Below are 22,979 nucleotides of genomic sequence, written 5' to 3'. Positions count from 1 at the left end.
AGGCGGGCGATACCGGGGGGGGCGGGACCGTTCGACCCGACCTTCCCGCCTTGCGGGCGACGTGGCCTAGCCCTTTTCAAAGGATTTCGGATATGGAGTACTTGGAAATCGCAGCGACGGCTTTCACCTGCTTGCTGATTCTTTTGGCCATGCTCGGCGGTCTTATACTCGCCTTCACCTTCGCCGTGTCTCATTCGATGGTCCGCAGTCGCGGACGAGACGAGCCAGACCTGTAGTGATCGTCGAGCCGACGGACGCCGCTCGACAGGAAATGCCGATACGCAGTTGGCCTGCCAAAACTCCCCTCACCCCTTCACAACCACTTGGAACACCTTCCGCACCGCCCTGGAAAGCCGCTTGATCTCCGCTTCCAGCGTCTTGATGTCGGGGCAATCGCCGGCGCGGCAGACGAGGTCGATCAGCCCCGCCGGCACCGCGTCGGGCTTGAACGGCCCGTCGATGCAGAGCCGCGTCACCTGCGAGATCTCGCTGTAGAGCCTGATCGCCTCGAGGCAGAGATCAAGGTCGTTGACGTCCATCAGCGCGCCGCCCGCCGCCTTCAGCGCCTCCTCCGTGGTGAGGCCGTTCACCTTCACCGCGATGCCGCGGCCGGGTGCGACGAGCGTCAGGTATTGCGCGATGAACTCGATATCGATCAGCCCGCCGGGAATGAGCTTCAGGTCCCAGATGTCGCGCGGCGGCTTCTCCTCGTCGATCAGCTTGCGCATCTCGGCGACGTCGCGGGCGGTTTTCGCCTCCTCGCGCGGCCGTTCCAGCACCTCGGCTATGATCCGCTCGGCGTCGGCGATCAGCTCGGCGTCGCCGCAGATCAGCCGTGCACGGGTGAGCGCCATGTGCTCCCAGGTCCAGGCCTCCTCCTTCTGGTACTTCTCGAAGGAGCGCAGCCTCGTCGCCACCGGCCCCTTGTTGCCGGAGGGGCGAAGCCGCATGTCGACCTCGTAGAGCACGCCTTCCGCCGTCGGCGCGGACAGCGCCGAAATCAGCCGCTGCGTGAGCCGGGTGAAGTAGCGCACCGGATCGAGCGGCTTCGGCCCGTCGGATTCGCCCGCCTCGTCGTCGTAGTCATAGAGCAGGATGAGATCGATGTCGGAGCCCGCCGTCAGCTCGAAGCTGCCGAGCTTGCCCATGCCGGCAATCGCCACCCTGCCGCCGGGGAAGCGGCCGTGATGGGCCTCGATCTCGCGCAGCACGGCGGCGAGCGCGGCCTCGAGGATGAGGGCCGCGAGATCGGTGAAGGCGCGCCCCGCCTGCATGCCGCCGATCGTTCCCGTCAGCAGCCGGATGCCGATCAGGAAGCGGTGCTCGGCGGCGAAGATGCGCAGCCGGTCGAGCAGGTCCTCGTAGTGTCGTGCACCGGCGAGGAAGCTTTCGAGACGGTCGGAAAGATAGTCGCGGGTCGGCAGCTGCACCATCAGCGACGGGTCGAGCATGCCGTCGAAGACGTGTGGCCTGGAGGCGATGATGTCGGCGAGCCGCGGCGCCGAGGACATGATGTTGACGATGAGTTCGAGCAGCGCCGGGTTCTTGCCGAGCAGCGAGAAGAGCTGGATGCCCGCCGGAAGCCCGGAAAGGAAGTTGTCGAAGCGCAGCAGCGCCTCGTCGGCGCGGCGGCTCTCGCCGAAGGTCTTCAATAGCTCCGGCATCAGCTCGGTCAGCCGCTCGCGCGCCTCGACGGACTGTGTCGCACGGTAGCGGCCGTAATGCCAGGTGCGGATGACGCGCGAGATGTCTTCCGGCCGCTCGAAGCCGAGCGCGACAAGCGTCTTCAGCGTGTCCGGATCGTCGCGCTGGCCGGTGAAGACGAGGTTGCCGTGGGCGCCGGACAACTCTCCTTCGTGCTCGAAGAGCTTGGCATAGCGCCGCTCCACCGTCTTCAGCACGCTTTCCAGCCGCGAAGAAAAGCTCGCCGTGTCGGCAAACCCGGCCATCAGCGCGATGCGCCTCAGCTCCGCCTCCGTCTGCGGCAGCACATGCGTCTGCTCGTCGTAGACCATCTGGATCCGGTGCTCGATGTCGCGCAGGAACCAGTAGCATTCGGTGAGTTCGCTCCGCGTCGTGTCGTCGATCCAGCTGGCGTCGGTCAGCGCCTGCAGCGCCTCCTCGGTCGCCCTCACGCGCAGCTGCGGCATGCGGCCGCCGGCGATCAGCTGCTGGGTCTGGGCGAAGAATTCGATCTCGCGGATGCCGCCGCGGCCGAGCTTGACGTTGTGGCCCTTGACCGCGATCGCCCCGAACCCCTTGTGGGCGTGGATCTGCCGCTTGATCGAGTGGATGTCGGCGATCGCCGCATAATCGAGATATTTCCGGTAGACGAAGGGCACCAGCTCGCGCAGGAAACCCTCCCCCGCCTCGAGATCACCGCCGACCGGCCGCGCCTTGATGAAGGCGGCCCGCTCCCAGTTCTGCCCGCGTCCCTCGTAATAGAGGATCGCCGCCTCGACCGGCACGGCAAGCGGGGTCGAGCCGGGGTCGGGCCGCAGCCTGAGGTCGGTGCGGAAGACATAGCCGTCTGCGGTGCGCTCCTGCATGATCCGCACCAGCCGGCGCATCATCCGCCCAAGGGTCTCGGTCCCATCCTCGGGCGAGACGAGGATGCCGGCGAGCGGCTCGAAGAAGACGACGAGGTCGATGTCGGAGGAATAGTTGAGCTCGCGGGCGCCGAGCTTGCCCATGCCGAGCACGATGAGGCCGCTGCCGGCCGACGGCGCCGAGCGGTCGGGAAGCTTCAGCTTGCCGGCGTCCTCGCCCGCAAGCAGCAGGTGGTCGACGGCGGCCGCGACCGCCGCCTCCGCCATGGCCGTCAGCCAGCCCGTCGTCTGCCGGCCGTCGAAGAGGCGGGAGAGATCGGCGAGCGCCACCAGGAAGGAGAGCCTGCGCTTGGCGATCCGCAGCCGCGACATCACCTCGGCCTCGGTCGGCACGGCTCCGTCGCCGTCGGCTTTCCAGGCATCGCGGGCGCGTGCCACCAGCCCTTCGAGGAGCGGCTCCAGCGGCTCGGTCACCGCGCTTGCGAGTAGCGCCGGCTTGAGCGAAGCGGTCTCGCGCAGATAGGGCGAGAGGCTGATTGCCGCCGTCACGAAGGACTTGAGCGGCGTCTCCTCCGCCATCAGTGCGGCAATCGCCGGCTCCTGCCGGCCGATCTCCTTCAGCGCCGCAACAGCCGCCTTGAGTTCCGTCTGGTTGAGCGGGCGGATGACGTCCGGCGCGACCGCGCGGAGCCAGGTGTTCGTCTGATCGGCCATGGGGCCTCCTCCCTCGACCGCGGCGGTATCCGCGATTCTCGCCTTTGCCGGCGCAGATTAGAGGAGCGGAGGGGCAAAGGGAATCACATCCCTCGCTTCAGATCTTCTGTCCGGGAAAGACCATCGTCGCCGTCAGGCCGGGCTGTTCCCTGCCCGGCGCGGTATCGGAGAGTTCGAGCCGCCCGCCATGCAGCGCCATGATCGCCTCGACCAGGGACAAGCCCAGCCCGGTGCCGGGCTTCGAACGGCTTTCGTCGAGCCGCATGAAGCGCTTGACGACATCGGCACGCTTTTCGGCGGGAACGCCCGGCCCGTGGTCGGAGACCGAGAGGCACAGCTCGCCGCCGGCTTTCGCCACCGTGAGCGTGATCGTGCCGTCGCCGTCGCTCTCGGTTCCATACTTGATGGCATTGTCGACGAGGTTCGAGATCGCCTGACCGATCAGCTCGCGGTTGCCGCGCACCGAAAGCCCCGGCGCAATCTCGCTCGCAAGTTTCTGCCCCGCCTCCTCGGCCACCGGCTCGTAGAGTTCGGCGGCATCGGCGGCGATCGCCGACAGGTCGACGTCGGAAAGCTCGGCGGCGATCGAACCCGCCTCGACACGGCTGATCATCAGGAGCGCGTTGAAGGTGCGGATCAGCTGGTCGGATTCGGAGATGATGCCTTCGAGCGCGGCCCGCCTTGCCCCGTCGTCGTCCTCGGCCAGCGCATCCGCCGCCTTGTTGCGCAGCCGCGTCAGCGGCGTCTTCAGATCGTGCGCGATATTGTCGGAAACCTGCCGCAACCCCTCGTTCAGCCGCTCGATCCGCCCAAGCATGTCGTTCAGCGATTGTGACAGGCGGTCGAATTCGTCGCCCGAACCGCCGACCGGCAGGCGCTGGGAAAGGTCGCCCGCCATGATCTTGGTGCTCGCCGCCGACATCCGGTCGATCCGCTTCAGCGCGTTGCGGCCGATCGCGAACCAGATGATCAGCGCCCCGAAGCCCATGATTGCCAGCGCCACCATCAGCGCCTTGCGGACGAGAAGGCGGAACTTCGCAGGCTCGCCGAGGTCGCGGCCGATCAGCACGCGCAGCCCGTTGTCGAGAATGAAGACATGGGCGGTGGCGATGTGTTTTTTGCCGTCGCCGGTATCGGAATAGCGCTCGTAGACGAAGGGGAAGTCGGTCCAGCCCTCCTTGTCGAATATGCCCGGCTGCAGCGAGCCGACATTGCCGGCGAGGATCTCGCCGTTCGGCCCGGCGATCACATAGAGGTTGGCGCCCGGCTGGCGGGCCCGCTGCTCCATGATCTTCAGCATCTGGTTCATGCCGCCGCTGCTGTAGGCGCGCTCGATGTCGGTCACTTCCTGCTGCAGGCTGTCGCGGGTCTGCTGGTTGAGCAGCCGCTCGGAAAGCGCCGTCACGTAGAAGACGAGGAAGGCCGCACAGAGCGCAAAGAGCACGATATAGAGGGCGGAGAGCCGGACTGCCGTCGACTTGAAGAGCACACCGATGCGGGACATGGACGGGTTACCCTTCGTCCTTGATCATGTAGCCGGCGCCGCGCACCGTCTTCAGCAGCGGCTTGTCGAAATCCTTCTCGATCTTCGAGCGCAGCCGCGACACATGCACGTCGATGACGTTGGTCTGCGGGTCGAAGTGATAGTCCCAGACGTTTTCGAGCAGCATGGTGCGCGTCACCACCTGGCCTGCATTCTTCATCAGGTACTCGAGCAGGCGGTATTCCCGCGGCTGCAGCAGGAGTTCCCTGCCACCCCGGCGGACCTCGTGGGAGAGCCGGTCGAGTTCGAGGTCGCCGACGCGGTAGACCATGTCCTGCTCCGGCTTGCCCTTGCGGCGGCCGAGCACTTCGACGCGGGCGAGAAGCTCGCTGAAGGCGTAGGGTTTCGGAAGGTAGTCGTCACCGCCGGCGCGAAGCCCCGTCACGCGGTCGTCCACCTGCCCGAGCGCGGAGAGGATCAGCACCGGCGTGTCGACGCCGCGCTTCCTCAGCTCGCTGATCACCGACAGGCCGTCGCGGCGCGGCAGCATCCGGTCGACGATGAGCACGTCGTAGCCGTTCTCGCTCGCCATGAAGAGGCCGCTCTCGCCGTCGCTCGCGTGGTCCGCGACGATACCCGCCTCGCGAAAGCCCTTGACCATGTAGGCCGCGGCCTCGAGGTCGTCTTCGATCACCAGTATTTTCATGCGCGGGACATTAGCGCCGGCCGCGGCCTCCGCACAACCGGTTTCGCCGGTGCCCGGCGCTGTCTGCTGTGGGGAATTCATGCGGGCCTCCTTGCCTGAACGGAAAGGGCGCCGCGCGGCCCGAAGCTGGTCCCGCGCGACGCCCTTGATGTCGGTCGTCTGCCGGATCAGCCCTGGTCGATCGGCAGGGCGACGAAGCGGCTGCCGTTCTGCGATTCGACCTGGAACAGCGCCTTGGTGCGGCCGTCCTTCTTCGCCTGCTCGATCACCTTCATGACCTCGTCGGCGGTGGAGACGGCCTGGTTGTTGACCGAGACGATCTTCTCGCCGGCCTGCAGGCCCTTGTCGGCGGCATCCGAATCCGGATCGACGTCAACGATGGTCAGGCCCTTGCCGTCTTCGGCCGGCTTGACGCTGATGCCCATGTTGGCGAGCGCCTGTTCGGTCGAGGGTGCGGCCTTGTCCGGCGTCGTTTCGCCGGCCGAGGCCTGCTGGTCCTTCGGCAGTTCGCCGAGTTCGACCTTCATCGCCATCGACTTGCCTTCGCGCCAGATCGAGACATCGACGGTGGTTCCGGGCGCGAAGGCGGCAATGCGCCGGGCGAGGTCGCGCGGGTCCTTGACCGGCTCGCCATTGACGGCCGTCACCACATCACCCTGCTTGATGCCCGCCTTTTCGCCCGGAGAACCGGCCTGCGGGGCGACGACGAGCGCGCCGCTTGCTTCCGAGAGGCCGAGCGAGTCGGCGATGTCCTTCGTCACCGGCTGGATCTGCACGCCGAGCCAGCCGCGTTCGACGGTGCCCGACTTGATGAGTTCGTCGACGACGCCCTTGGCGACGGAGGCCGGAATTGCGAACGCAATGCCGACATTGCCGCCCGACGGCGAGAAGATCGCGGTGTTGATGCCCACCACTTCGCCGTTCAGGTTGAAGTCCGGACCACCGGAATTGCCGCGGTTCACCGCCGCGTCGATCTGGATGTAGTCGTCATAGGGGCCGGAGCCGATGTCGCGGCCGCGGGCCGAGATGATGCCGGCCGTCACCGTGCCGCCGAGGCCGAAGGGGTTGCCGACGGCGACGACCCAGTCGCCGACGCGCATGTTCTCGTCAGCCGCGAACTGCACGTAGGTGAACTTCTGCTTCGGGTTCTCGACCTTCAGAACGGCGAGGTCGGTGCGCCGGTCGGTGCCGACGAGCTTTGCGTCGAGCTCGGTGCCGTCGTTCATGACGACCGTGTAGGCAGCGCCGTCCTCGACGACATGGTTGTTGGTGACGATGTAACCGTCGTCGGAAATGAAGAAGCCGGAGCCCTGCGAGGTCGGACGAAGGCGGCCTTCACCGCGCGGGGGGCGGTTCGGCTTCTTGTCCGGACGGGCGTCCGGGCCGGGCATGCCGAATTCCTTGAAGAAGCGCTTCAGCGGGTGGTCGTCCGGGAGATCTTCGAAACCGCGACCGCCGAAGCCGAACTGGAAGTTGCTTTCGTCCTGCGCCGTCTGGACGTTCGACTGAACGCGGACCGAAACGACGGCCGGGGAAACGGCCGAAACGACATCGGCGAAGCTCGGCACCTGCGGGGCTTCGACGCGGACGGCCTCGGCATAGGCCGGAACGATCATCGCCGGCACGGAGCCCGCAACGATCACCGCGGCAAGACCTGCCGCCGTCGAGTTGCGGAGCATCGTCTTGAGCTTGGAGCGTCCATTGCTGTTGAACATGTGACCTACCTTTTCTCTTTTCATCTGACTGTTGGCCGGGAAGCCGGCGTGAAGCGGTGGATGAGGAGAGATATAGGACGGCCCACGTTACTGCGAACTGTACGGCAGATGAAATCTTGGTAATCTTCGGGAAGGACCGGAGCGATCGGCCGCCGGACCACGCAACGGCCGATCCGCCGCTCTCACGGACGGGAACGCGCAAAAGCCGGGAAATACCGTCAAAACAAGATGATACGACGCCCTGCTCCGGCTGATGCGGAGGTGCTGCGGCTCAATCCTCGATCAGCGCCTTCAGCCGCGCCTCTTCCTCGGGCGAAAGCCTTTCCGGTGCGGGACGATGGCGGCCGCGCGCATAGACGAGCGCCGCAAACGCGCCGATCACCAGCAGCACGGCGGGCGCGCCCCACAGCACGTAGGTCTTGGCCGAAACGCGCGGCTTCAGGAGCACGAACTCGCCGTAGCGCGACACCACGTAGTCGATGACTTGCTCGTCGCTGTCGCCGTCGACGATGCGCTGGCGCACGATGAGCCTCAGGTCGCGGGCGAGATCGGCGTTCGAATCGTCGATCGACTGGTTCTGGCAGACGAGGCAGCGCAGCTGCGCCGAAAGATTGCGCGCCCGCTGTTCCAGCGCCGGATCGGCCAGCACCTCGTCCGGATTGACGGCGAAGGCGGGCAGCGGCGCGAACACCGACAGTGCCAGGATGACGGCCATCAGCAAGCGTCGGAGCGTGTTGACGGGATACCCCCCTCTGTCACTTCGTGACATCTCCCCCACAAGGGGGGAGATCGCCGGGGCTCCAGCCTCGGCGTTCGCAGAAAAGGACGTGACGGCGCCGTCTGGCCGATCTCCCCCCTTGTGGGGGTTGAGGAGCGGCCGGCGGAGCCGGGCAATCGATCCAGTGAATCGATTGCAGCGACGAACGCCGGCAGGGCAGAGGGGGGTGAACCTCACAACAGGCTGATCCCTCATTCCGCCGCCTCCAGCGCCACCTTGGCCGGCCTTGTCCGCCGGGTCGGGGCGCCGACGCGCAGCCGCCGGTCGGAAAGCGAGACGAAGCCGCCGGCCATCATGATGAGCCCGCCGATCCAGATGCAGAGGATGAAGGGTTTCCACCAGACGCGCACGACGATCCCGCCTTCGGCCATCGGGTCGCCGAGCGAGACGTAGAGCTGGCTTGTGCCGAAGCTGCGGATGCCGGCCTCGGTGGTGGGCATGCGCCGCGCCGTGTAGAGGCGCTTCGAAGACCACACCTCGCCCATGGCGACGCCGCCCTTGCCGAGCGTGAAATGCGCCCGGTCTTCGGTGAAGTTCGGGCCCTTTGCCGCCATCATCCGGTCGAAGGTGACGGTATAGCCGCCCGCCTCGACCGTCATGCCGGGCTTCATCTCGGTGACCGTCTCCGTCTCGAAGGTCGTCACCGCGACGATGCCGAGCACCGTCACGCCGAAGCCGAGATGGGCGAGCGCCGTGCCGAAGGCCGAGCGCGGCAGGCCGGCGAGCCGCTGGAAGGCCACCGACGCCGAGACCTTGTTGAAGCCGGCGCGGTACCAGAGGTCGGCGAGCGCGCCGAAGACGATGAAGAAACCGGCGGCAAGCCCGAAGACGGCGAGCACCGGACCGCCGTGCTGGACGTAGAAGAGGATGACGGCCGCGACGAGCGCGAGGCCGGCCGCAACATAGAGCCGCTGGAAGGCGCCGAGCAGGTCGCCGCGTTTCCAGGCGAGCATCGGCCCGAAGGGCAGCGCGACGAGGAGCGGCGCCATCAGGAGCCCGAAGGTCAGGTTGAAGAACGGCGGCCCGACCGAGATCTTGTCGCCGGTCAGCGTCTCGAGGAGCAACGGATAGAGCGTACCGACGAGCACGGTCGCGGCGGACACGGTCAGGATCAGGTTGTTGAGGACGAGCGCCCCTTCCCGCGAGATCGGCGCAAAGAGCCCGCCCGATTTCAGCGCGGGCGCCCGGAAGGCAAAGAGCGTGAACGCCCCGCCGATGAAGAGCGTCAGGATGCCGAGGATGAAGATGCCGCGGCTCGGGTCGGTCGCAAAGGCATGCACTGAAGTCAGCACGCCGGAGCGCACAAGGAAGGTGCCGAGCAGCGACAGCGAGAAGGCGAGGATCGCAAGCAGCACCGTCCAGATCTTCAGCGCCTCGCGCTTTTCCATGACCAGCGCGGAATGTAGCAGCGCCGTGCCGGCGAGCCAGGGCATGAAGGAGGCATTCTCGACCGGGTCCCAGAACCACCAGCCGCCCCAGCCGAGCTCGTAATAGGCCCAGTACGAGCCCATGGCGATGCCGGCGGTCAGGAAGGTCCAGGCGGCGAGCGTCCAGGGCCGCACCCAGCGTGCCCAGGCGGCGTCGATGCGCCCGTCGATGAGGGCCGCGATCGCGAAGGAGAAGCAGACGGAGAAGCCGACATAGCCGAGATAGAGGAGCGGCGGATGGATGGCGAGGCCGACGTCCTGCAGCACCGGATTGAGGTCCTTGCCCTCCGCCGGCGCCGGCGAGAGCCGGATGAACGGATTGGAGGTGAGCAGGATGAAGAGCGCGAAGGCGGTGGCGATCCAGGCCTGCACGGCGAGCACGTTCGCTTTGAGCCGCTGCGGCAGGTTGGCGCCGAAGAAGGCGACCATGGCGCTGAAGAATGTGAGGATCAGGAGCCACAGCATCATCGAGCCCTCGTGGTTCCCCCAGACGGCCGCGAAGCGGTAGACGTCGGGAAGCAGCGAGTGCGAGTTCTGCCAGACGTTCTGCACGGAGAAGTCGGAGACCATGTAGGCGTAGCTCAGCGCGCCGAACGAGAGCGAGACGAGCCCGAACATCGCAAGCGTGCCCGTCGTGGCGACGCCCATCAGCGCGGTATCGCCGCGCCGTGCGCCGATTACCGGCAGCACGGAGACGACGATCGCCGTCGCAAGCGTCAGCACCAGCGCGTAGTGTCCGAGTTCGATGATCATTTCACCGTCTCCTTACCACTCAGTTCGACGCCCTGGGCCTTCAGGCGATCGGCGACGTCCTTCGGCATGTAGGTCTCGTCGTGCTTGGCGAGCACGGTGTCGGCGGCAAAAACCGGATCGCCGGCGACGAAGGCACCTTCTGCGACCACGCCCTGCCCCTCGCGGAAGAGGTCGGGCAGAATGCCGGTATAGGTCACGGGCACGGTGCCGATCGTGTCGGTGATGGTGAAGGTCACGGTCGATCCCTCGCCGCGCTTGACCGAGCCCGCCTCCACGAGGCCGCCGAGCCGGATGCGCGTTCCCGGCGGCACCTTGACGGTGGCGAGATCGCCCGGCACGTAGAAGTAGGCGACCGACTGGCTGAAGGCGAACATCACCAGCAGCACGGCGGCGACGATGAAGCTCACGCCGCCGGCAATCACGGCCAGTCTCTTCTGTTTGCGGGTCATTTCAGTGCTTCCTCCACCGGCAGGCCGAGCTCGCGGGCCATCGCGATCAGTTGCTGGCCTTCCTGCCCCTCCGCCGGGAAGGCCGCGAGCCCGGATTTCAGCGCCGCGACGGCGTTTTCCGGCTCCTTCAGCATCGCGTAGGACCGGACGAGACGCATCCAGCCTTCGAAATTGTTCGGGTTTTCCTTGAGCTTGGCGTCGAGCCCGGCGACCATGCCGCGGATCATCTCCATGCGGTCGCCCGTCGACATGCCCTGGGCGGCGGCGACATCGGCCGCCGTCGGGTTGCCGGGCGCTTCCGGCTTCGCTTCGCCGGTGTTTGCCGCGATGTGTTCGTTGACGAGCGGCAGCCAGGGTGCGTCGGCCGGCGAGGCCTTGGCGAGCGCCTCGAAGGCCGCGCGGGCCTCCTCGCGCTTGCCTTCCTGTTCGAGCGACAGGGCGATGTAGAAGGAGGCGCGCGGATTGGCGCTGCCGAGTTTCACCGCCTGCTCGAAGGCCGAGCGGGCATCTGCGGTGACGATACCGTCACTTTCCGCCGTCATTGTTTCGCCCAGCCCGATCATCCGCTCCGGGCTCTGCCCGAGCAGGCGGATCGCATTCCGATAGGCGAGCTCGGCATCGCCGTAGCGCGACATCTTGAAATAGATCGGTGCGAGCACGTCCCAGCCGGCGCCGTCGTCGGGGTTCTGGGCGAGGTGCCGTTCCACCTTGGCGACCAGCAGTTCGAGATTGTTGCCGGGGTTTTCGAGCCGTGCGGCGAGCGGCTCGGAGGGCATGCCGGGGCTGCCGGTCAGCATGTAGAGCCCGAGGCCGATCGCGGGAAGCGAGACGACAATGAACGCCTGCGCCAAGAGGTGCCTGCCGGATTTCGGTTCCTTCGTGCCCTTCGCCTCGGCGGAGACGGCAAGGAGGCGCCGGCCAATCTCGGCACGGGCGTAATCCGCTTCCGCGCCGCCGATCAGCCCGAGCTTCTTGTCGCGTTCGAGCTCGCGCAGCTGGTCGCGGTAGACGGCAGCCTCCCCGACCGCGTCCTCGACAAGGACGGTACGGCCGCGAAAGAGCGGCCCGAGAAGGACGACGGCCGTGACGGCCGTCAGCAAGGCAGTGGCGATCCAGAACAACATGAGAACCCAATTAATGTATGCCGGGAGACATTCCAACCGGCAAACGGTCGATGACGCGTTTTTGAGGCGTTTCGCCGCAAGGAATGCTCTACGGGATCGGAGGTGCCCTAGCCTTGACTTATGTCAAGGGCGTCCAGGTGCCGTTCGGGTTGCGGCAAGCCGCGCCACGCACTTCCGTCTCGCTGCCCTTCACCCTCAGCTTGTGGGTGTACTGGCGACAGTTCTGCTGTCCGACCTGATAGGGTGCGGCGGCAACCACCTGGCCGGAGATATCGTTACCGTTCCAGGCCACCGGCTGGCCGCCGGGAGCGGCCTCCAGTGCGCGGTATTCGGCCTCGAGGGCACGCTGCGTCTGGCTGTCCGAAAGTTCGACGCCCGAGCGGGCGACGATGCCGCCCTGCAGCGCGGAGATATAGAGGGCGGATGCGGAGCTCTTGCCGCTCGTGGTTACGCAGGACGACAGCGCGAACACCGCAAGCGTCGCCGTCACCGCGATACGAAAGCGCGTATTTCCCATGTCCCCTGCCCGACCTCTTTCGACCACTCTCGATATGCTCCTTCTTAGCTGCGGCAGACACGTGGCATCATTGTGACAGCCTTCTTTTTTCACGGAAATTTGCCTCACGCAATGTCTCTCGTGACGGCCGGCAGCACCAATCGCGCCCGCAATCCGCCACGCGCACCGCGCGAAAGCCCGAACGCCCCCTGATATTCGGAGGATATCTCGTTGACGATCGAAAGCCCGAGCCCGGTGCCCGGCTTGCTCTCGTCGAGCCGGCGGCCGCGCTTCAGCGCCTCGACGATCTCGCCGGGTTCCAGCCCCGGCCCGTCGTCCTCCACCGTCACCTCGACCCAGTCGCGGCGCGTCACGCCCTCGCCCGGTTCGTGGCCCTCGGCCGGACCGGCGTTGACGACGACGCCGGTGGCGGCGAAGCGGGCGGCGTTTTCAAGGAGGTTGCCGACCGTCTCCTCGACGTCCTGCTGCTCCATGGCGAGCACCAGCCCAGGCGCAAGCTTCAGTTCGAACCGCGTCTCGGGGTTCAGCCGCCGCATCACGCGGATCAGCCGTTCCAGCGTCGGCTCAAGCTCGGTGCGTGCCAGCACCGATTCGCGCTGGGCGGCGATGCGGGCGCGGTTCAGGTAGGAGGAAACCTGGCTCTGCATCGCCTCGGCCTGGGTGGTGACGACGCTCGCCTGCGATTTCGGCAGCGCCCGCGCCTCGTTGAGCAGCACGGCAATCGGCGTCTTCAGCGAATGGGCGAGATTGCCGACCTGCATGCGCGCGCGCTCGACGATGCGCCGGTTGCTGTCGATCAGCGCGTTGATCTCGTTTGCGAGCGGCTGGATTTCGCGGGGGAAGACGCCCTCGATGCGCTCCGCCTCGCCGGCACGGATCCGCTCCAGCGCCCGGCGGGCGCGTTCCAGCGGCTTCAGCCCGTAGAGAATGGCAAGGCCGTTGACGATCAGGCCCCCGAGGCCGATCAGGGCAAGCCCGGTATAAAGTCTCGTGGTGAAGAAGCGGACATCCTCCTCGACGACGTCAAGGTTACCCGAAACGCGAAAGCGCGCCGCGCGACCGTTGGCGTCGAGCACGACCTCCGTCTCGGCGACCCTCAGATGGTTTCCGTAGGGGTCGGTCATCGGATAGAAGCGCTCGTAATGGTCGTCGAAGGGGACGGTATTGATGTCCGGCACCGGCAGGTCGGTGAGGCCGAGCGAGGTGGAGGCGAGCGGAGCGGTGCTGAAGTTGCCGAGCGGCTCGACAAGCCAGTACCAGCCGGTCTTCGGCTGCGAGAAGCGCAGGTCGCCGAGTTCGGGACTGCCGGCGAGGCTGTCGCCGTCGCCGATCGAGACGGAATTGATGACGTTGTAGAGCTGGGCGCGCAGCAGGTTGTTGAAGCCGCGCTCCGTGCCCTGCCGGTAGAGCGCCGAGATCACCACCGCCATGGTCACGAGTGCGACCGCCGACCACGCCGTGGCCAGCAGCAGCACCCTGACTGTCAGCGATCTAGTGCGCATCTTTGGGCGCTTGCATCCGGTAGCCGAGACCGCGCACCGTCTCGATCAGGTCGAGGCCGATCTTCTTGCGCAGGCGCCCGACGAAAACCTCGATGGTGTTGGAATCGCGATCGAAATCCTGATCGTAGAGGTGCTCGACGAGCTCCGAGCGCGATACGACCTCGCCCATGTGGTGCATGAGGTAGGAAAGCAGCCGGTATTCGTGGGAGGTGAGCTTCAGCTGCGTGCCCGACACACTCGCCTTCGACGCCTTGGTGTCGAGGCGGACCGGGCCGCAGACGATCTCGGAAGAGGCATGGCCCGCCGCGCGGCGGATCAGCGCGCGGATGCGCGCGAGCACCTCTTCCACGTGGAAGGGTTTGGCGACGTAGTCGTCGGCGCCGGCGTCGATACCGGCCACCTTGTCGCTCCAGCGGTCGCGGGCCGTCAGGATCAGCACGGGCATCACCCGACCGGCGGCACGCCACTTTTCGAGCACGGTCAGGCCGTCCATTTCCGGCAGGCCGATGTCGAGGATCACCGCGTCATAGGGCTCCGTGTCGCCGAGGAAATGCCCCTCCTCGCCGTCGAACGCCTTGTCGACCACGTAGCCCGCCTCTTCCAGCGCTTCGACGAGCTGCCGATTGAGATTAACGTCGTCCTCGACGACCAGAATGCGCATACTGCCAGTCCCTCTCCGTCTTGTCCGGCCGGCCGCGTCCCCCGCGCCCGGCTCACGCCGTCGCCTGCCTCGTGCGCCTTACTGTGAAACCCGCATGGTGACCTTGCGCGGGCGCTCGTTGCCACTTCCCGGGATCAGCACCGTCACCACGCATGTACCGCCGGAACTGCGCACCGACAGCACCTGCCCGCCGAGTTCCGCCGCAGCCTGGGCCGCTGCGCCATAGCAGTCGGCGCCACCACGGCTGCTGCCGTTGTTGCCGTCGTTGCCGTTGCCCTGCGCCTGGGCGAGAACCACCGGCGCCGGGGCGGTCGCGACCGCCGCCGCCGGGGCGGATGTCGCCGCAATGCCGGAGGCCAGGCTCGCTATGATCAGGAATGATGCCATGGACTACTACTTCCGAAAGATACTCGTTGTTGTGAAGTATCTACCCGATGGCATCTGAATGGCAAATGAATGCGGCCGACAACTTCCGTTTATCACCCGCCAATCACCTTCTTCGCCGAAAGCCGGCCGTAGATCGCCAGCAGCCCGCCGAAGGAGCCGACCAGCGAGACGATCGCGTCGGCGAGCTCGCCCTGTTCGGCAAGGCCGACATCCACGCCCTTGACACGCAGCACCGAGGCGCCGATCGCGATCAGCGCGCCCCACACGGTCTTCGACTGATACCACGGTTTGTATTCGATAATCTCGGACATCGTCTTCTCTCCTTCTTCGATGGTGTCGTTCAAAGCGAAAGGACTGTCTCGGCGGCAATCCCGTCGACCACGCGCCGGCCGAGCTGGCGCACCCTGACCGCGAGACTTTCGACCGGGCCGCCGAAATCGGCGATCTCGTCCGCGGCCGTGTAGGTGTGGCCCGGCGCCACCGTCTCGACCGTGCGCTTCACCGCGCCGCCGGCGAGGATCTCCAGCCGGTAGCGCTCCTCCGCCTCGTCGAGCGGGATTTCCGCCGCCTCCCAGTCGTCGGCATCGATCCGCCCGCGGCGGACCCAGGTGATCTCGATACCCCCGCCCACAAGCCTGCGGCCGGCGAGATGCACCGGCGCGAGCGGCGTCAGCGCCCTGCGTCCGCCGGCAAAGGAAAACGGACCGGCCGGCGCCGCGGCCATGCCGACCGCCTCCGCGATATAGTTGAGCGGTCGCCCCGCCTCGTCGGAGGCAAGCCAGACCGGCGGCACCGCCGCGTCGAGCGCCACCACCCGCGCGCCCGCCGGCGCGCCTGCGGCCATCGCATCCTCGCTGCCGCCGAGCCCGCGCAAGAGGCGCGTCAGTCGCCAGCGGCCGGCGGCGATCTCTTCCGCCCCGGCAAAGCCGATCACTTCCCACGCGCCGGACGCTGAGCGGACGGCGAGCCGGTTGGCGCCGTTCAGCACCGCGAGCGTCGAGGCCGAGGCGAAGCTGCCGTAGGTAAGGTCGAGGGTGATCGCGCGCGCCCCGTCGAAGCGGCCGGCAACACCGGCCTCCAGCGGTTCGGCAAGCCGGCCGAGCGTCGCCGGACGGTCGAGCACCACCCGAAGGGCGTAGCCCTCGTTCTCGACGGAGGACGAGATCGCGATGCGCCGCCACGGCCGCCCGAAGGCGGCGACGCGGGCGAAATCCTCGTCGTGTCCCCCCGCGTAGCGCGGCAGGTCGAGGAATTCGACGGCGGGCGCGAAACCGTCGGATGCGGGATTGGGAACGTCGCGGCCCGAACCCGCGGCGACCGGCACGGACAATCCACCGACGGCGAGTTCGCTCAGCGTCAGGCGCCGGGCCGCCCCGTCCTCGCATTCGGAAATCACGAAGCGGCCTTCGGGCCCGTCCGCAACGGCCAGCACATCCCCCGGCATGAAGGCGAGCGCGTTCGGGCCGAGCGCCGTTTCCAGCGACCGACGTTCGGCGCGGTGCTGGCGCAGCGTCGCCTCCGCAGCGGCAAGTGCGGTCTCCTCGGAAAGCGCGGCGGAAAGGTCGAGCGACAGCACCCGGCTGGTCGCCGCCGGCGCGCGTCGCGAGCGGGCGCTCGCTTCCGCATAATCGGCGGCCGCATCGTAGAAGGTCAGGATCGCCTCGCCGGCGAAGTCGCTGTCATGGCCGCGGCGTTCGCGCCAGAGCGGCTCGTCATCGAGATCGGCAAGCACGTCCACGCGCACCGCCGGCAGGCTCGCCTCGTCGCGCGAGCGGAAGCGCAGCACCCCGCCGTCCTCGATCACGTCGATGCGGAAGGCTTCGGTGAGCGGCTCGATCAGGCTGCGGGCAGACGCGACGTCCGCCTGCACATAGCCATCGAGATCGCCGGTCACCGCCGAGACGTCGTAGTCGGCAAAGCCGTGGTCCTCGCAGATCGCCCCGATCACGTCGGCAAGCGTCCCTGCCCCCAGCCGGCCGTTCAGCCAATGCCCGGTCCGCCAGTTGCCGCCGTCCGACCAGAGGGACAGATTGCCCGGAAAGGCCGGATAGGGCCGCGCGTCCCAGGCCCAGAGATAGATGCGGGCCGGATCGACCATTCCGGCCGGCGCCGCGGTGTCTCCCCAGTGGTCGTAATGGGCGGAGAGGAACCGCCGCTGCATAGCGTCGGCGCGCAGTCCGCGGGAATGATAGGGCAACCCGCCCTCGGCGGATTTCGGATCGCCGAAGACGTTCGGCTGGTTGGCGCCGCGGTCGATCGCCGGGCAGCCGAGTTCGGTGAACCACACCGGCTTTGCCGCCGGCGTCCAGGCGGTCGGCACCGGCTTCTCCACCCCCGCCACCCGGTCGAAATGCCGGTTCGACCACCAGCCCTCGATGTCCTTCACCCGGAACACCCAGGGCTTTGCCGCGGCCCCGTCGGTGATCGGCGTGCGGCGGCGCGCCGCCCGGTCCGCCGCACTTGCATAATACCAGTCATAGCCCTCGCCGCCGGCGATCTGGCGGGCCATCGCCGCCGCATCCGCCGCCAGCCGAAAGCCGTCGGGGTTTTGCGCTACGAGGTCCTCGTCCCGCCAGTCGGAGAGCGGCATGTAATTGTCGATCCCGACGGCGTCGATTTCGGGCGAGGCCCAGAGCGGGTCGAGATGGAAGAAATGATCGCCGGAACCGTCCGCCGGATGGTAGCCTGAATATTCGCTCCAGTCGGCGCCGTAGGTGATCTTCGTCGCCGGGCCGAGGATCGCGCGCACGTCGCCGGCAAGGGCCGCGAGCGCCTCGACGAAGGGAAAGGCATCGCTCTCGTCGCGGACCGTCGTCAGCCCCTTCAGTTCCGAGCCGATCAGGAAGGAGTCGACGCCGCCCGCCGCCTTCGCGAGCAGCGCACAGTGCAGCACCATGCGGCGATAGCCCTCGTCGGCGCCGTGCCAGGTGACACTATCCCCGGAGACGGTGAAATCGGCCGCGGTCGCCGCGCCGCAGAAGGCCTCGACCGCCGTCCTCGCCGCCTTCCGGTCGGTGGCCGGGAGACAGGTGATCCGTCCGCGCCAGGGATAGGCCGCCTGCTCCGCCCCGCCATGGGGATCGGGCAGGCCGTTGCCGGCCGGAATGTCCATCATCATCAGCGGATAAAGCGTCACCTTCAGCCCGCGCGCCGCAAGGTCGCGGATCGCCTCGACGACGCTGTCGTCGCTCGGCGTGCCGCCATAGGCCGGGCCGCCGTCGTGCAGCGAGACGACATGCGCCGCGCTGCGACCGATACCCGCGACCCGCCAGGGCCGGCTCTCGCCGCTTCGCGCGGCGACTTCCACGCCCGGCACCACCCGGCATTCCCCTGCCCGGAGGTCCGTGCCGAACCAGGTGACGACCAGCGCCACGCTTTCGAGATTGGGACAGAGCGCCTGCAATTCGTCGATCGAGGCCTGCCAGTCGGTCTCCGCCGTCAGCGTGTTGCGGTTGAGGATGCGGGCGCTGCCCTCGCCGGTCGTCTCGCGGACCGCCACCCCCGCATAGCCGTGCTCGGTCGCGCCGGGGATCACGTTCACCGCGCGAATCTGCCTCTCCAGCGTGCCGACCGGCCGCATCACCTCGAACTGCAGCAGCGGGATGCGGTTGCCGAAATCGTCGAGCGGCAGCCGCTCGAAGACGACATAGGCGAGCCCGCGATAGGCTGGCGCCCTGCCCTCGCCTTGCTTCGCCTCGATCAGCGGATCGGGAAGCTGGGTCATGCTTCCCACATGGACGCGCATCTCGACCTCGCCAAGGTCGAGTTCCTGCCCGTCCGCCCAGACCCGCCGGACACCGGCGACCGGCCCCTCGCAGAGCCCGACCGCGATATTGGCAAAATAGCGATAGGTCTTCACCCGCGTGCCGCCGGCCTTGCCGCCGGTCCGCTCGGTCACCGCCTCCTCTTCGAAGCGCGTCGCCCAGATCAGCGTGCCGCCGATCCGCGTCGTGCCGTAGACGCGCGGGATCGCCGTGCCCTCGCTCGCGCCGGGAAGCCTTGCGGTCGAAAGCCGCGCGCCGCTGACGGTGCTCGTCCCCGAAAGCAGCGCCCGGTCGAGCGCATTGCCGGCGAGCGCCCCGGCCGCCCGCCCGAGAACCGCCCCGAGCGGCCCGAAGATGCCGCCGACGGCGGCACCCGCCGCCTGGAACAGAAGTGTGGCCATGCCTCACCTTTCCGGAAAACGATAGATGCCGGCGATCCGCCGTGCCCACGCAGGCGCAAGCGGCGAGCGCACCACGCCCGCCTGCTCGTAAGCGTGGATGAACCGGCCCCCGGCGCCAAGAATCCCGGCATGCTTTGCCGAAAACTGCGGCCGGAAGCGGAAGAGCACGAGGTCGCCCGGCACCGCGCTGCCCAGATGCATCACGCTCAGGAAATTCCGTTCGGCCGCCGCCATCAGCCGGTCCTCGCCACTCCGCTCCGCCCAGTCCGGCGCATAGGGCGGCGGCACCTCCGGCTCGTCGCCGTAGAGTTCGCGCCAGACCCCGCGCACCAGCCCGAGGCAGTCGCAACCGACGCCGCGGAGCGATGCCTGATGCCGGTAGGGCGTGCCGATCCAGCCCTCGGCGCAGGCGAGCGCCGCGTCGGTGATCGAAGACATGGGGCCTCTCCTTCGAACCGGCTATTCGAACAGCGGCCCACCGTCGTGCAGGCTCTCGCCGCTCACGTAGGAATAGGCGAAGTCGCTGCCGGGCATATGCGGGAATCCCTGAAAGTTCAGCGCGTTGGCGAACTTTTCTCGACAGGTGGAAAAGGCCTTGTCGCAGCCGACCGAAACCGCCACCGCCTCTCCCGCCGCGGGCAGCGTCTCGAGCGGCAGCCAGAGCGACAGCGCCGTGCCGCCCGCCGCCGCCCGGCTCTCCTCGACGAGCGCCGTCGTCCCGTCGGCAAGCGTCAGGCTTCCGAGCCGGAAATGCCCGTCGGCGAAGGCTTCGAGCCCGCTCACCAGCAGCCGGTCGCGCGCGGGCACCGCCGTCACCACCGCGTCCGCCCGCCGGCCGGGTGCCGAAAGGTCGACGCCGCAGCGCCGGTCGCCGAGGGTCGCGTCGCAGCGGCGGTTGTAGATCCGCCCCGTCTCCTGCGAGAGCCGGTGGGCGAAGCTTCTGAGTTCCGCGGTAAACGCGCCCGCCGCCCGGGTGACCTCGCCGATCTCCTGCACTTTCAGGAGCAGCGCTCCTTCCGGCGCCTGCCAGTTCACCCTGAAGACCTCGACCCGCGCGCCGTCATAGCGCCCGGCGGCAAGATCCGCCTCCGTCACCGCCTCGCTCGAAAAGCCGCCGGTCACCTCGCTCGCGGGTGCCGCCAGCCCCTTTTCCTCGCGCATCTCGCTCGCCTCAAATCCGCTCGCCGCGCGGTATCGCGTGCCGCCGAAGTCGAGCGCCTCGTCATGGTCGGTGAAGCCGAGCACCACGCCGTCGCGACGCGTCACCCGCCAGCAATGGCAGAGCGTCGTCGCCTCGCCTGCAAGATGCGCGGCAAGGGCCGGCGAAATCTCTCTCATGGCAGCACCTCGACCAGCGGGATCGCCGGAATGCGCCCGGCATTGAAAGCCTCGAGGTTGACCTCGATCCGGTCGATGTCGAAGCGCACCGGCACGTCGAATTCGAAGCCGGCCGTCACCCGCACACCGGCAGCGGGCGCGGTCTCGAAAGTCACGATCCCGGTCGCCGCATCGCAGGCGACGCCCGCCTCCGCTTGCGCCCCGCCGATCCCGACGAGAACGGTGCCGGCGACCGGCTTTTCGATCCGCCGCCGCCATTCCCCGCCGGCATCACCGTAGGTCTTCCGAAGGGCGAACGTCCGCGTCTCGCCGTCACCCGTGCCGATCTCCTGGTCGAAGGCGGTGATCGCCGCACCCGGCGGGCCGGAGCGGTGGTCGAGCGGGTCGCGGAAGCGGAAGCCGTAGAGCGCGCCGCTGCGTGCCTCGAAGAAGGCGAGCACGTCGTAGAGGTCGCCCACCGAACGGATGCCGGAGCCGGCGTCGTAGCGCCGTCGCGAATTGCGCCAGCGGGCGTTCCGCGCCTCGCGCCCGTTCGAAAGGCTGGTGATGTCGACGCGCCGCTCCGGCCCGCCGCTCGTCGAGAGCGAAAGCCGCATCGGGAAGCGCACCTCGTGAAATCCGCCGGCCATCCTCTCCTCCCCGTTATATCATCGAGACTTGGTGTCAGAGGTTCCGCCGGCCGCGCGCAACGCTGCGCGCCAGCATGGCGGTCACCTGTCCCTCGCTCTTGCGAAAACTCTCGGCGTCGCTCGCCGTCACGTTGAAGACGATCTGCGTCGTGCCGCCGCCGCCCGAAACACCGAGCGTGCCGTCGGCACCGCGCTTCAGCGGCAGCACCGCCTCCGTGCCCGCCTCGCCCATCAGGCCGAGGTCGCCGCTCATCGGAAAATAGGTCGGCGCCGACACCACCCCGCCCGCGGCAAACGGCGTCACCCGCCCCGGCACGCCGCCGTCGGCAAAGGCGAAGAGCGAGCCGAGCCCGTTTGCAAGCCCCGCCGTCAGCGACGACACGAGCGTGTCGAGCGGCTTCAGCCCGGCCGAAAGCGCGACCCCCGCCAGCCGTTCGCCGACGGCCTTGAGCGTGTCCTCGAGCCCCTTGCCGCCGAGCGTCGCGCTCTTCAGCGCCCCGGTCAGCGCTGCGCCGAAGCCCTGCGAGCGCCGCTCCAGCTCGTCCAGCACGCCGATCGCCGCCGACGCATCGAGCGAAAGCCCGAAGGTCACCGTCTCGTCCTCGTTCATCACCTGATCTCCTCATCGGGAAAACGACGCATCAGCGCCTCCAGCCCGGCCCGTGCGAGCCGGGGTACGGCCGGAGCGAAGGCGCCGGTCATCGCCGCGAACTCGCGGGGCGAGAGCTTCCAGAACTCATCTGGATCGAGCCGCAGGAGGCCGAGGCCGGCATGCATCGCCGCCCGCCAGGGAAAGGCGGTGGTCGTCGCCGTTTCCGTCCCCTCGCCTGCGGCTCTCAGCGCTCCGGGCGCTTTCCCTCCTCGTCGAGGAAGGTCGCCGTCAGCAGGTCGCGGACGAGCGCCGCGGTCGCGCTCACACCGCCGTCGATCGCCATCTCGGCCACCTCCTCGTCGGAGAAGCGGTTACCGCCGCCGCGAAGCCCCGCGCCGATGATCCGGATCAGGTCCTCCGCCTTCAGTGTCCCCTCGGAAAACCGCCCGGCGAGGCCCGCGAGGCTCTCGGCCCTGAAGGCCGTCTCCAGTTCGGCGAGCGCGCCGAGCGTCAGGCAAAGAATGCGCCTTTCGCCGTCGATCATCGCCTCGACCTCGCCGCGGTGGCGGTTCGCCCGCCGGACCGTCACGCCCCCACCCATCGAAGCCCCCATCAGAGCGCCCCGAAGGCGAGTTGCCCCGCCGATTCGAGCGCGAGATCGAAGGTCAGCTCCCCGTCATGGGCGCCGGCATATTCGAGCGCGGTGATCTGGAAGGGTCCGGAAACCGTCCCGAAATCGGGGATCACCACCTGCCAGGCGAGGATCGTCCCGTCGAAGAAGGCCGCGCGCACCAGCGCGTCGGACGACTGGTCCTTGAAGAGCCCGCTGCCCGACAGCGACGCCCTCTGCACGCCCGCACCGCCGAGCAGCTCGCGCCAGCGCCCGGCGCTCTCGGCATCCGTCACGTCGACGGTCTCGGCGTTGAAGGCGAGCGTCTTCGACCGCAACCCCGCCACCGTCGCATACCCGCCGCCGTCATGGACCTTCAGCAGCAGGTCCTTGCCCTTCTGTGCCACCATGGCCTCGTTCCTTTCGGTTGTTGGATTGTCGCGGGGGCGCGCCGCGGGTTGCCCCCTCTCCCCCGGTGGGAGAGGAAGCGATTTCGGCATCTTAGCGTCAGCTAAGTGCCAGAAATCGCAGGTGAGGGGGATATGAGGCGACCGCCCCCCTCACTTGGAATTTCTAACACTTAGCTTTCAGCTAAGATGTTGAAATTCCATTCTCCCCCACCAAGGGGGAGAAAGAACCTCGTCCGCCGTCATGCCGGGCTCGACCCGGCATCCAGTCGCGCGATGTCCATCGCGCGGGAAGACTCTTTCGATTTCAGCGGACATGCACTCTTTCGGCTCGCCGACGCTCGCCGGCTGGATGCCGGATCAGGTCCGGCATGACGGAGGCGATGCATGTCCACCCGATCTCCCCCTTGTGGGGGGTGAGGAGCGGTCGGCGTAGCCGAGCACTCGATCCGGTGAATCGATTGCAGTGACGA

The 22,979-nt window shown here is 67.9% G+C and carries 21 protein-coding genes; all 21 read right to left on the bottom strand.

Features of this window, described 5'->3' with window-relative positions:
• Window positions 1–305: 305 nt before the first annotated feature.
• A complete protein-coding gene (locus NHF53_RS05755) occupies window positions 306–3,263 on the bottom strand; it encodes a bifunctional [glutamine synthetase] adenylyltransferase/[glutamine synthetase]-adenylyl-L-tyrosine phosphorylase (RefSeq protein WP_252833455.1) in 2,958 nt (985 codons plus the stop codon).
• Between the two features lie 97 nt (window positions 3,264–3,360).
• On the bottom strand, window positions 3,361–4,767 hold the full coding sequence (locus tag NHF53_RS05750) for a HAMP domain-containing sensor histidine kinase (protein WP_252833454.1): 1,407 nt from the start codon (window positions 4,765–4,767) through the stop codon (window positions 3,361–3,363).
• Window positions 4,768–4,774: 7 nt separating this feature from the next.
• Window positions 4,775–5,533: a response regulator transcription factor gene (locus NHF53_RS05745; RefSeq protein ID WP_114365001.1), complete on the bottom strand. Its 759-nt coding sequence runs from the start codon at window positions 5,531–5,533 to the stop codon at window positions 4,775–4,777.
• Window positions 5,534–5,619: 86 nt separating this feature from the next.
• Window positions 5,620–7,191, bottom strand: a complete 1,572-nt coding sequence (locus NHF53_RS05740; RefSeq protein WP_252833453.1) for a Do family serine endopeptidase — start codon at window positions 7,189–7,191, stop codon at window positions 5,620–5,622.
• A gap of 247 nt (window positions 7,192–7,438) precedes the next feature.
• Window positions 7,439–7,882 carry a cytochrome c-type biogenesis protein gene (locus NHF53_RS05735; protein ID WP_245415675.1) on the bottom strand — a complete coding sequence of 148 codons (444 nt, stop codon included), beginning with the start codon at window positions 7,880–7,882 and terminating at the stop codon, window positions 7,439–7,441.
• 254 nt (window positions 7,883–8,136) lie between these two features.
• A complete protein-coding gene (locus tag NHF53_RS05730) occupies window positions 8,137–10,125 on the bottom strand; it encodes a heme lyase CcmF/NrfE family subunit (RefSeq protein WP_252833452.1) in 1,989 nt (662 codons plus the stop codon).
• A complete protein-coding gene (ccmE, locus tag NHF53_RS05725; RefSeq protein ID WP_252833451.1) occupies window positions 10,122–10,574 on the bottom strand; it encodes a cytochrome c maturation protein CcmE in 453 nt (150 codons plus the stop codon). The genes NHF53_RS05730 and ccmE overlap by 4 nt, the downstream gene beginning before the upstream one ends.
• Window positions 10,571–11,698, bottom strand: coding sequence for a c-type cytochrome biogenesis protein CcmI (gene ccmI, locus NHF53_RS05720; protein WP_252833450.1), 1,128 nt, complete (start codon window positions 11,696–11,698; stop codon window positions 10,571–10,573). Before ccmI ends, ccmE begins: the two co-directional genes overlap by 4 nt.
• 118 nt (window positions 11,699–11,816) lie before the next feature.
• A complete protein-coding gene (locus NHF53_RS05715) occupies window positions 11,817–12,215 on the bottom strand; it encodes a hypothetical protein (protein WP_114365006.1) in 399 nt (132 codons plus the stop codon).
• A gap of 104 nt (window positions 12,216–12,319) precedes the next feature.
• A complete protein-coding gene (locus NHF53_RS05710; protein WP_252833449.1) occupies window positions 12,320–13,717 on the bottom strand; it encodes a sensor histidine kinase in 1,398 nt (465 codons plus the stop codon).
• Complete coding sequence (locus NHF53_RS05705; protein ID WP_112691040.1) at window positions 13,707–14,378, bottom strand: response regulator transcription factor; 672 nt, start codon at window positions 14,376–14,378, stop codon at window positions 13,707–13,709. Before NHF53_RS05705 ends, NHF53_RS05710 begins: the two co-directional genes overlap by 11 nt.
• 78 nt (window positions 14,379–14,456) lie before the next feature.
• Window positions 14,457–14,765 (bottom strand): hypothetical protein, encoded by a 309-nt coding sequence (locus NHF53_RS05700; RefSeq protein ID WP_114365008.1) that lies wholly within the window; start codon window positions 14,763–14,765, stop codon window positions 14,457–14,459.
• Between the two features lie 92 nt (window positions 14,766–14,857).
• Complete coding sequence (locus NHF53_RS05695) at window positions 14,858–15,076, bottom strand: hypothetical protein (protein WP_254007826.1); 219 nt, start codon at window positions 15,074–15,076, stop codon at window positions 14,858–14,860.
• 29 nt (window positions 15,077–15,105) lie between these two features.
• Window positions 15,106–18,930 carry a glycoside hydrolase TIM-barrel-like domain-containing protein gene (locus NHF53_RS05690; protein WP_252833448.1) on the bottom strand — a complete coding sequence of 1,275 codons (3,825 nt, stop codon included), beginning with the start codon at window positions 18,928–18,930 and terminating at the stop codon, window positions 15,106–15,108.
• A 3-nt stretch (window positions 18,931–18,933) separates the two neighbouring features.
• Window positions 18,934–19,368: an NlpC/P60 family protein gene (locus NHF53_RS05685; protein WP_252833447.1), complete on the bottom strand. Its 435-nt coding sequence runs from the start codon at window positions 19,366–19,368 to the stop codon at window positions 18,934–18,936.
• A gap of 21 nt (window positions 19,369–19,389) precedes the next feature.
• On the bottom strand, window positions 19,390–20,268 hold the full coding sequence (locus tag NHF53_RS05680) for a DUF2163 domain-containing protein (protein ID WP_252833446.1): 879 nt from the start codon (window positions 20,266–20,268) through the stop codon (window positions 19,390–19,392).
• Window positions 20,265–20,897 carry a DUF2460 domain-containing protein gene (locus tag NHF53_RS05675; protein WP_252833445.1) on the bottom strand — a complete coding sequence of 211 codons (633 nt, stop codon included), beginning with the start codon at window positions 20,895–20,897 and terminating at the stop codon, window positions 20,265–20,267. The genes NHF53_RS05680 and NHF53_RS05675 overlap by 4 nt, the downstream gene beginning before the upstream one ends.
• A gap of 34 nt (window positions 20,898–20,931) precedes the next feature.
• Window positions 20,932–21,507, bottom strand: coding sequence for a phage tail tape measure protein (locus tag NHF53_RS05670; RefSeq protein ID WP_252833444.1), 576 nt, complete (start codon window positions 21,505–21,507; stop codon window positions 20,932–20,934).
• The gene (locus tag NHF53_RS05665) at window positions 21,507–21,737 is read right to left on the bottom strand and encodes a rcc01693 family protein (RefSeq protein WP_256481267.1); all 231 of its coding nucleotides are present in this window, start codon (window positions 21,735–21,737) and stop codon (window positions 21,507–21,509) included. The genes NHF53_RS05670 and NHF53_RS05665 overlap by 1 nt, the downstream gene beginning before the upstream one ends.
• Window positions 21,734–22,090, bottom strand: coding sequence for a gene transfer agent family protein (locus tag NHF53_RS05660; protein WP_374591163.1), 357 nt, complete (start codon window positions 22,088–22,090; stop codon window positions 21,734–21,736). The genes NHF53_RS05665 and NHF53_RS05660 overlap by 4 nt, the downstream gene beginning before the upstream one ends.
• Before the next feature lie 11 nt (window positions 22,091–22,101).
• Window positions 22,102–22,509, bottom strand: coding sequence for a phage major tail protein, TP901-1 family (locus NHF53_RS05655; RefSeq protein ID WP_252833441.1), 408 nt, complete (start codon window positions 22,507–22,509; stop codon window positions 22,102–22,104).
• Window positions 22,510–22,979: the final 470 nt, after the last annotated feature.

The sequence above is a fragment of the Ciceribacter sp. RN22 genome (assembly GCF_024054295.1).
GTDB lineage: Bacteria > Pseudomonadota > Alphaproteobacteria > Rhizobiales > Rhizobiaceae > Allorhizobium > Allorhizobium lividum.
The sequence above is the reverse complement of the archived record's forward strand: the minus strand, read 5'-3'. Positions and strand labels throughout refer to the sequence as shown.

Bases quoted from the DNA above. Each gene is read 5' to 3' on its own strand.
- NHF53_RS05655 (WP_252833441.1), bottom strand. From the start codon at position 22,509: ATGGTGGCACAGAAGGGCAAGGACCTGCTGCTGAAGGTCCATGACGGC.
- NHF53_RS05735 (WP_245415675.1), bottom strand. From the start codon at position 7,882: ATGGCCGTCATCCTGGCACTGTCGGTGTTCGCGCCGCTGCCCGCCTTC.
- NHF53_RS05745 (WP_114365001.1), bottom strand. From the start codon at position 5,533: ATGAATTCCCCACAGCAGACAGCGCCGGGCACCGGCGAAACCGGTTGT.
- NHF53_RS05680 (WP_252833446.1), bottom strand. From the start codon at position 20,268: ATGAGAGAGATTTCGCCGGCCCTTGCCGCGCATCTTGCAGGCGAGGCG.
- NHF53_RS05670 (WP_252833444.1), bottom strand. From the start codon at position 21,507: ATGAACGAGGACGAGACGGTGACCTTCGGGCTTTCGCTCGATGCGTCG.
- ccmI (WP_252833450.1), bottom strand. From the start codon at position 11,698: ATGTTGTTCTGGATCGCCACTGCCTTGCTGACGGCCGTCACGGCCGTC.
- NHF53_RS05690 (WP_252833448.1), bottom strand. From the start codon at position 18,930: ATGGCCACACTTCTGTTCCAGGCGGCGGGTGCCGCCGTCGGCGGCATC.
- NHF53_RS05660 (WP_374591163.1), bottom strand. From the start codon at position 22,090: ATGGGTGGGGGCGTGACGGTCCGGCGGGCGAACCGCCACCGCGGCGAG.
- ccmE (WP_252833451.1), bottom strand. From the start codon at position 10,574: ATGACCCGCAAACAGAAGAGACTGGCCGTGATTGCCGGCGGCGTGAGC.
- NHF53_RS05685 (WP_252833447.1), bottom strand. From the start codon at position 19,368: ATGTCTTCGATCACCGACGCGGCGCTCGCCTGCGCCGAGGGCTGGATC.
- NHF53_RS05675 (WP_252833445.1), bottom strand. From the start codon at position 20,897: ATGGCCGGCGGATTTCACGAGGTGCGCTTCCCGATGCGGCTTTCGCTC.
- NHF53_RS05695 (WP_254007826.1), bottom strand. From the start codon at position 15,076: ATGTCCGAGATTATCGAATACAAACCGTGGTATCAGTCGAAGACCGTG.
- NHF53_RS05715 (WP_114365006.1), bottom strand. From the start codon at position 12,215: ATGGGAAATACGCGCTTTCGTATCGCGGTGACGGCGACGCTTGCGGTG.
- NHF53_RS05750 (WP_252833454.1), bottom strand. From the start codon at position 4,767: ATGTCCCGCATCGGTGTGCTCTTCAAGTCGACGGCAGTCCGGCTCTCC.
- NHF53_RS05700 (WP_114365008.1), bottom strand. From the start codon at position 14,765: ATGGCATCATTCCTGATCATAGCGAGCCTGGCCTCCGGCATTGCGGCG.
- NHF53_RS05755 (WP_252833455.1), bottom strand. From the start codon at position 3,263: ATGGCCGATCAGACGAACACCTGGCTCCGCGCGGTCGCGCCGGACGTC.
- NHF53_RS05705 (WP_112691040.1), bottom strand. From the start codon at position 14,378: ATGCGCATTCTGGTCGTCGAGGACGACGTTAATCTCAATCGGCAGCTC.
- NHF53_RS05730 (WP_252833452.1), bottom strand. From the start codon at position 10,125: ATGATCATCGAACTCGGACACTACGCGCTGGTGCTGACGCTTGCGACG.
- NHF53_RS05710 (WP_252833449.1), bottom strand. From the start codon at position 13,717: ATGCGCACTAGATCGCTGACAGTCAGGGTGCTGCTGCTGGCCACGGCG.
- NHF53_RS05740 (WP_252833453.1), bottom strand. From the start codon at position 7,191: ATGAAAAGAGAAAAGGTAGGTCACATGTTCAACAGCAATGGACGCTCC.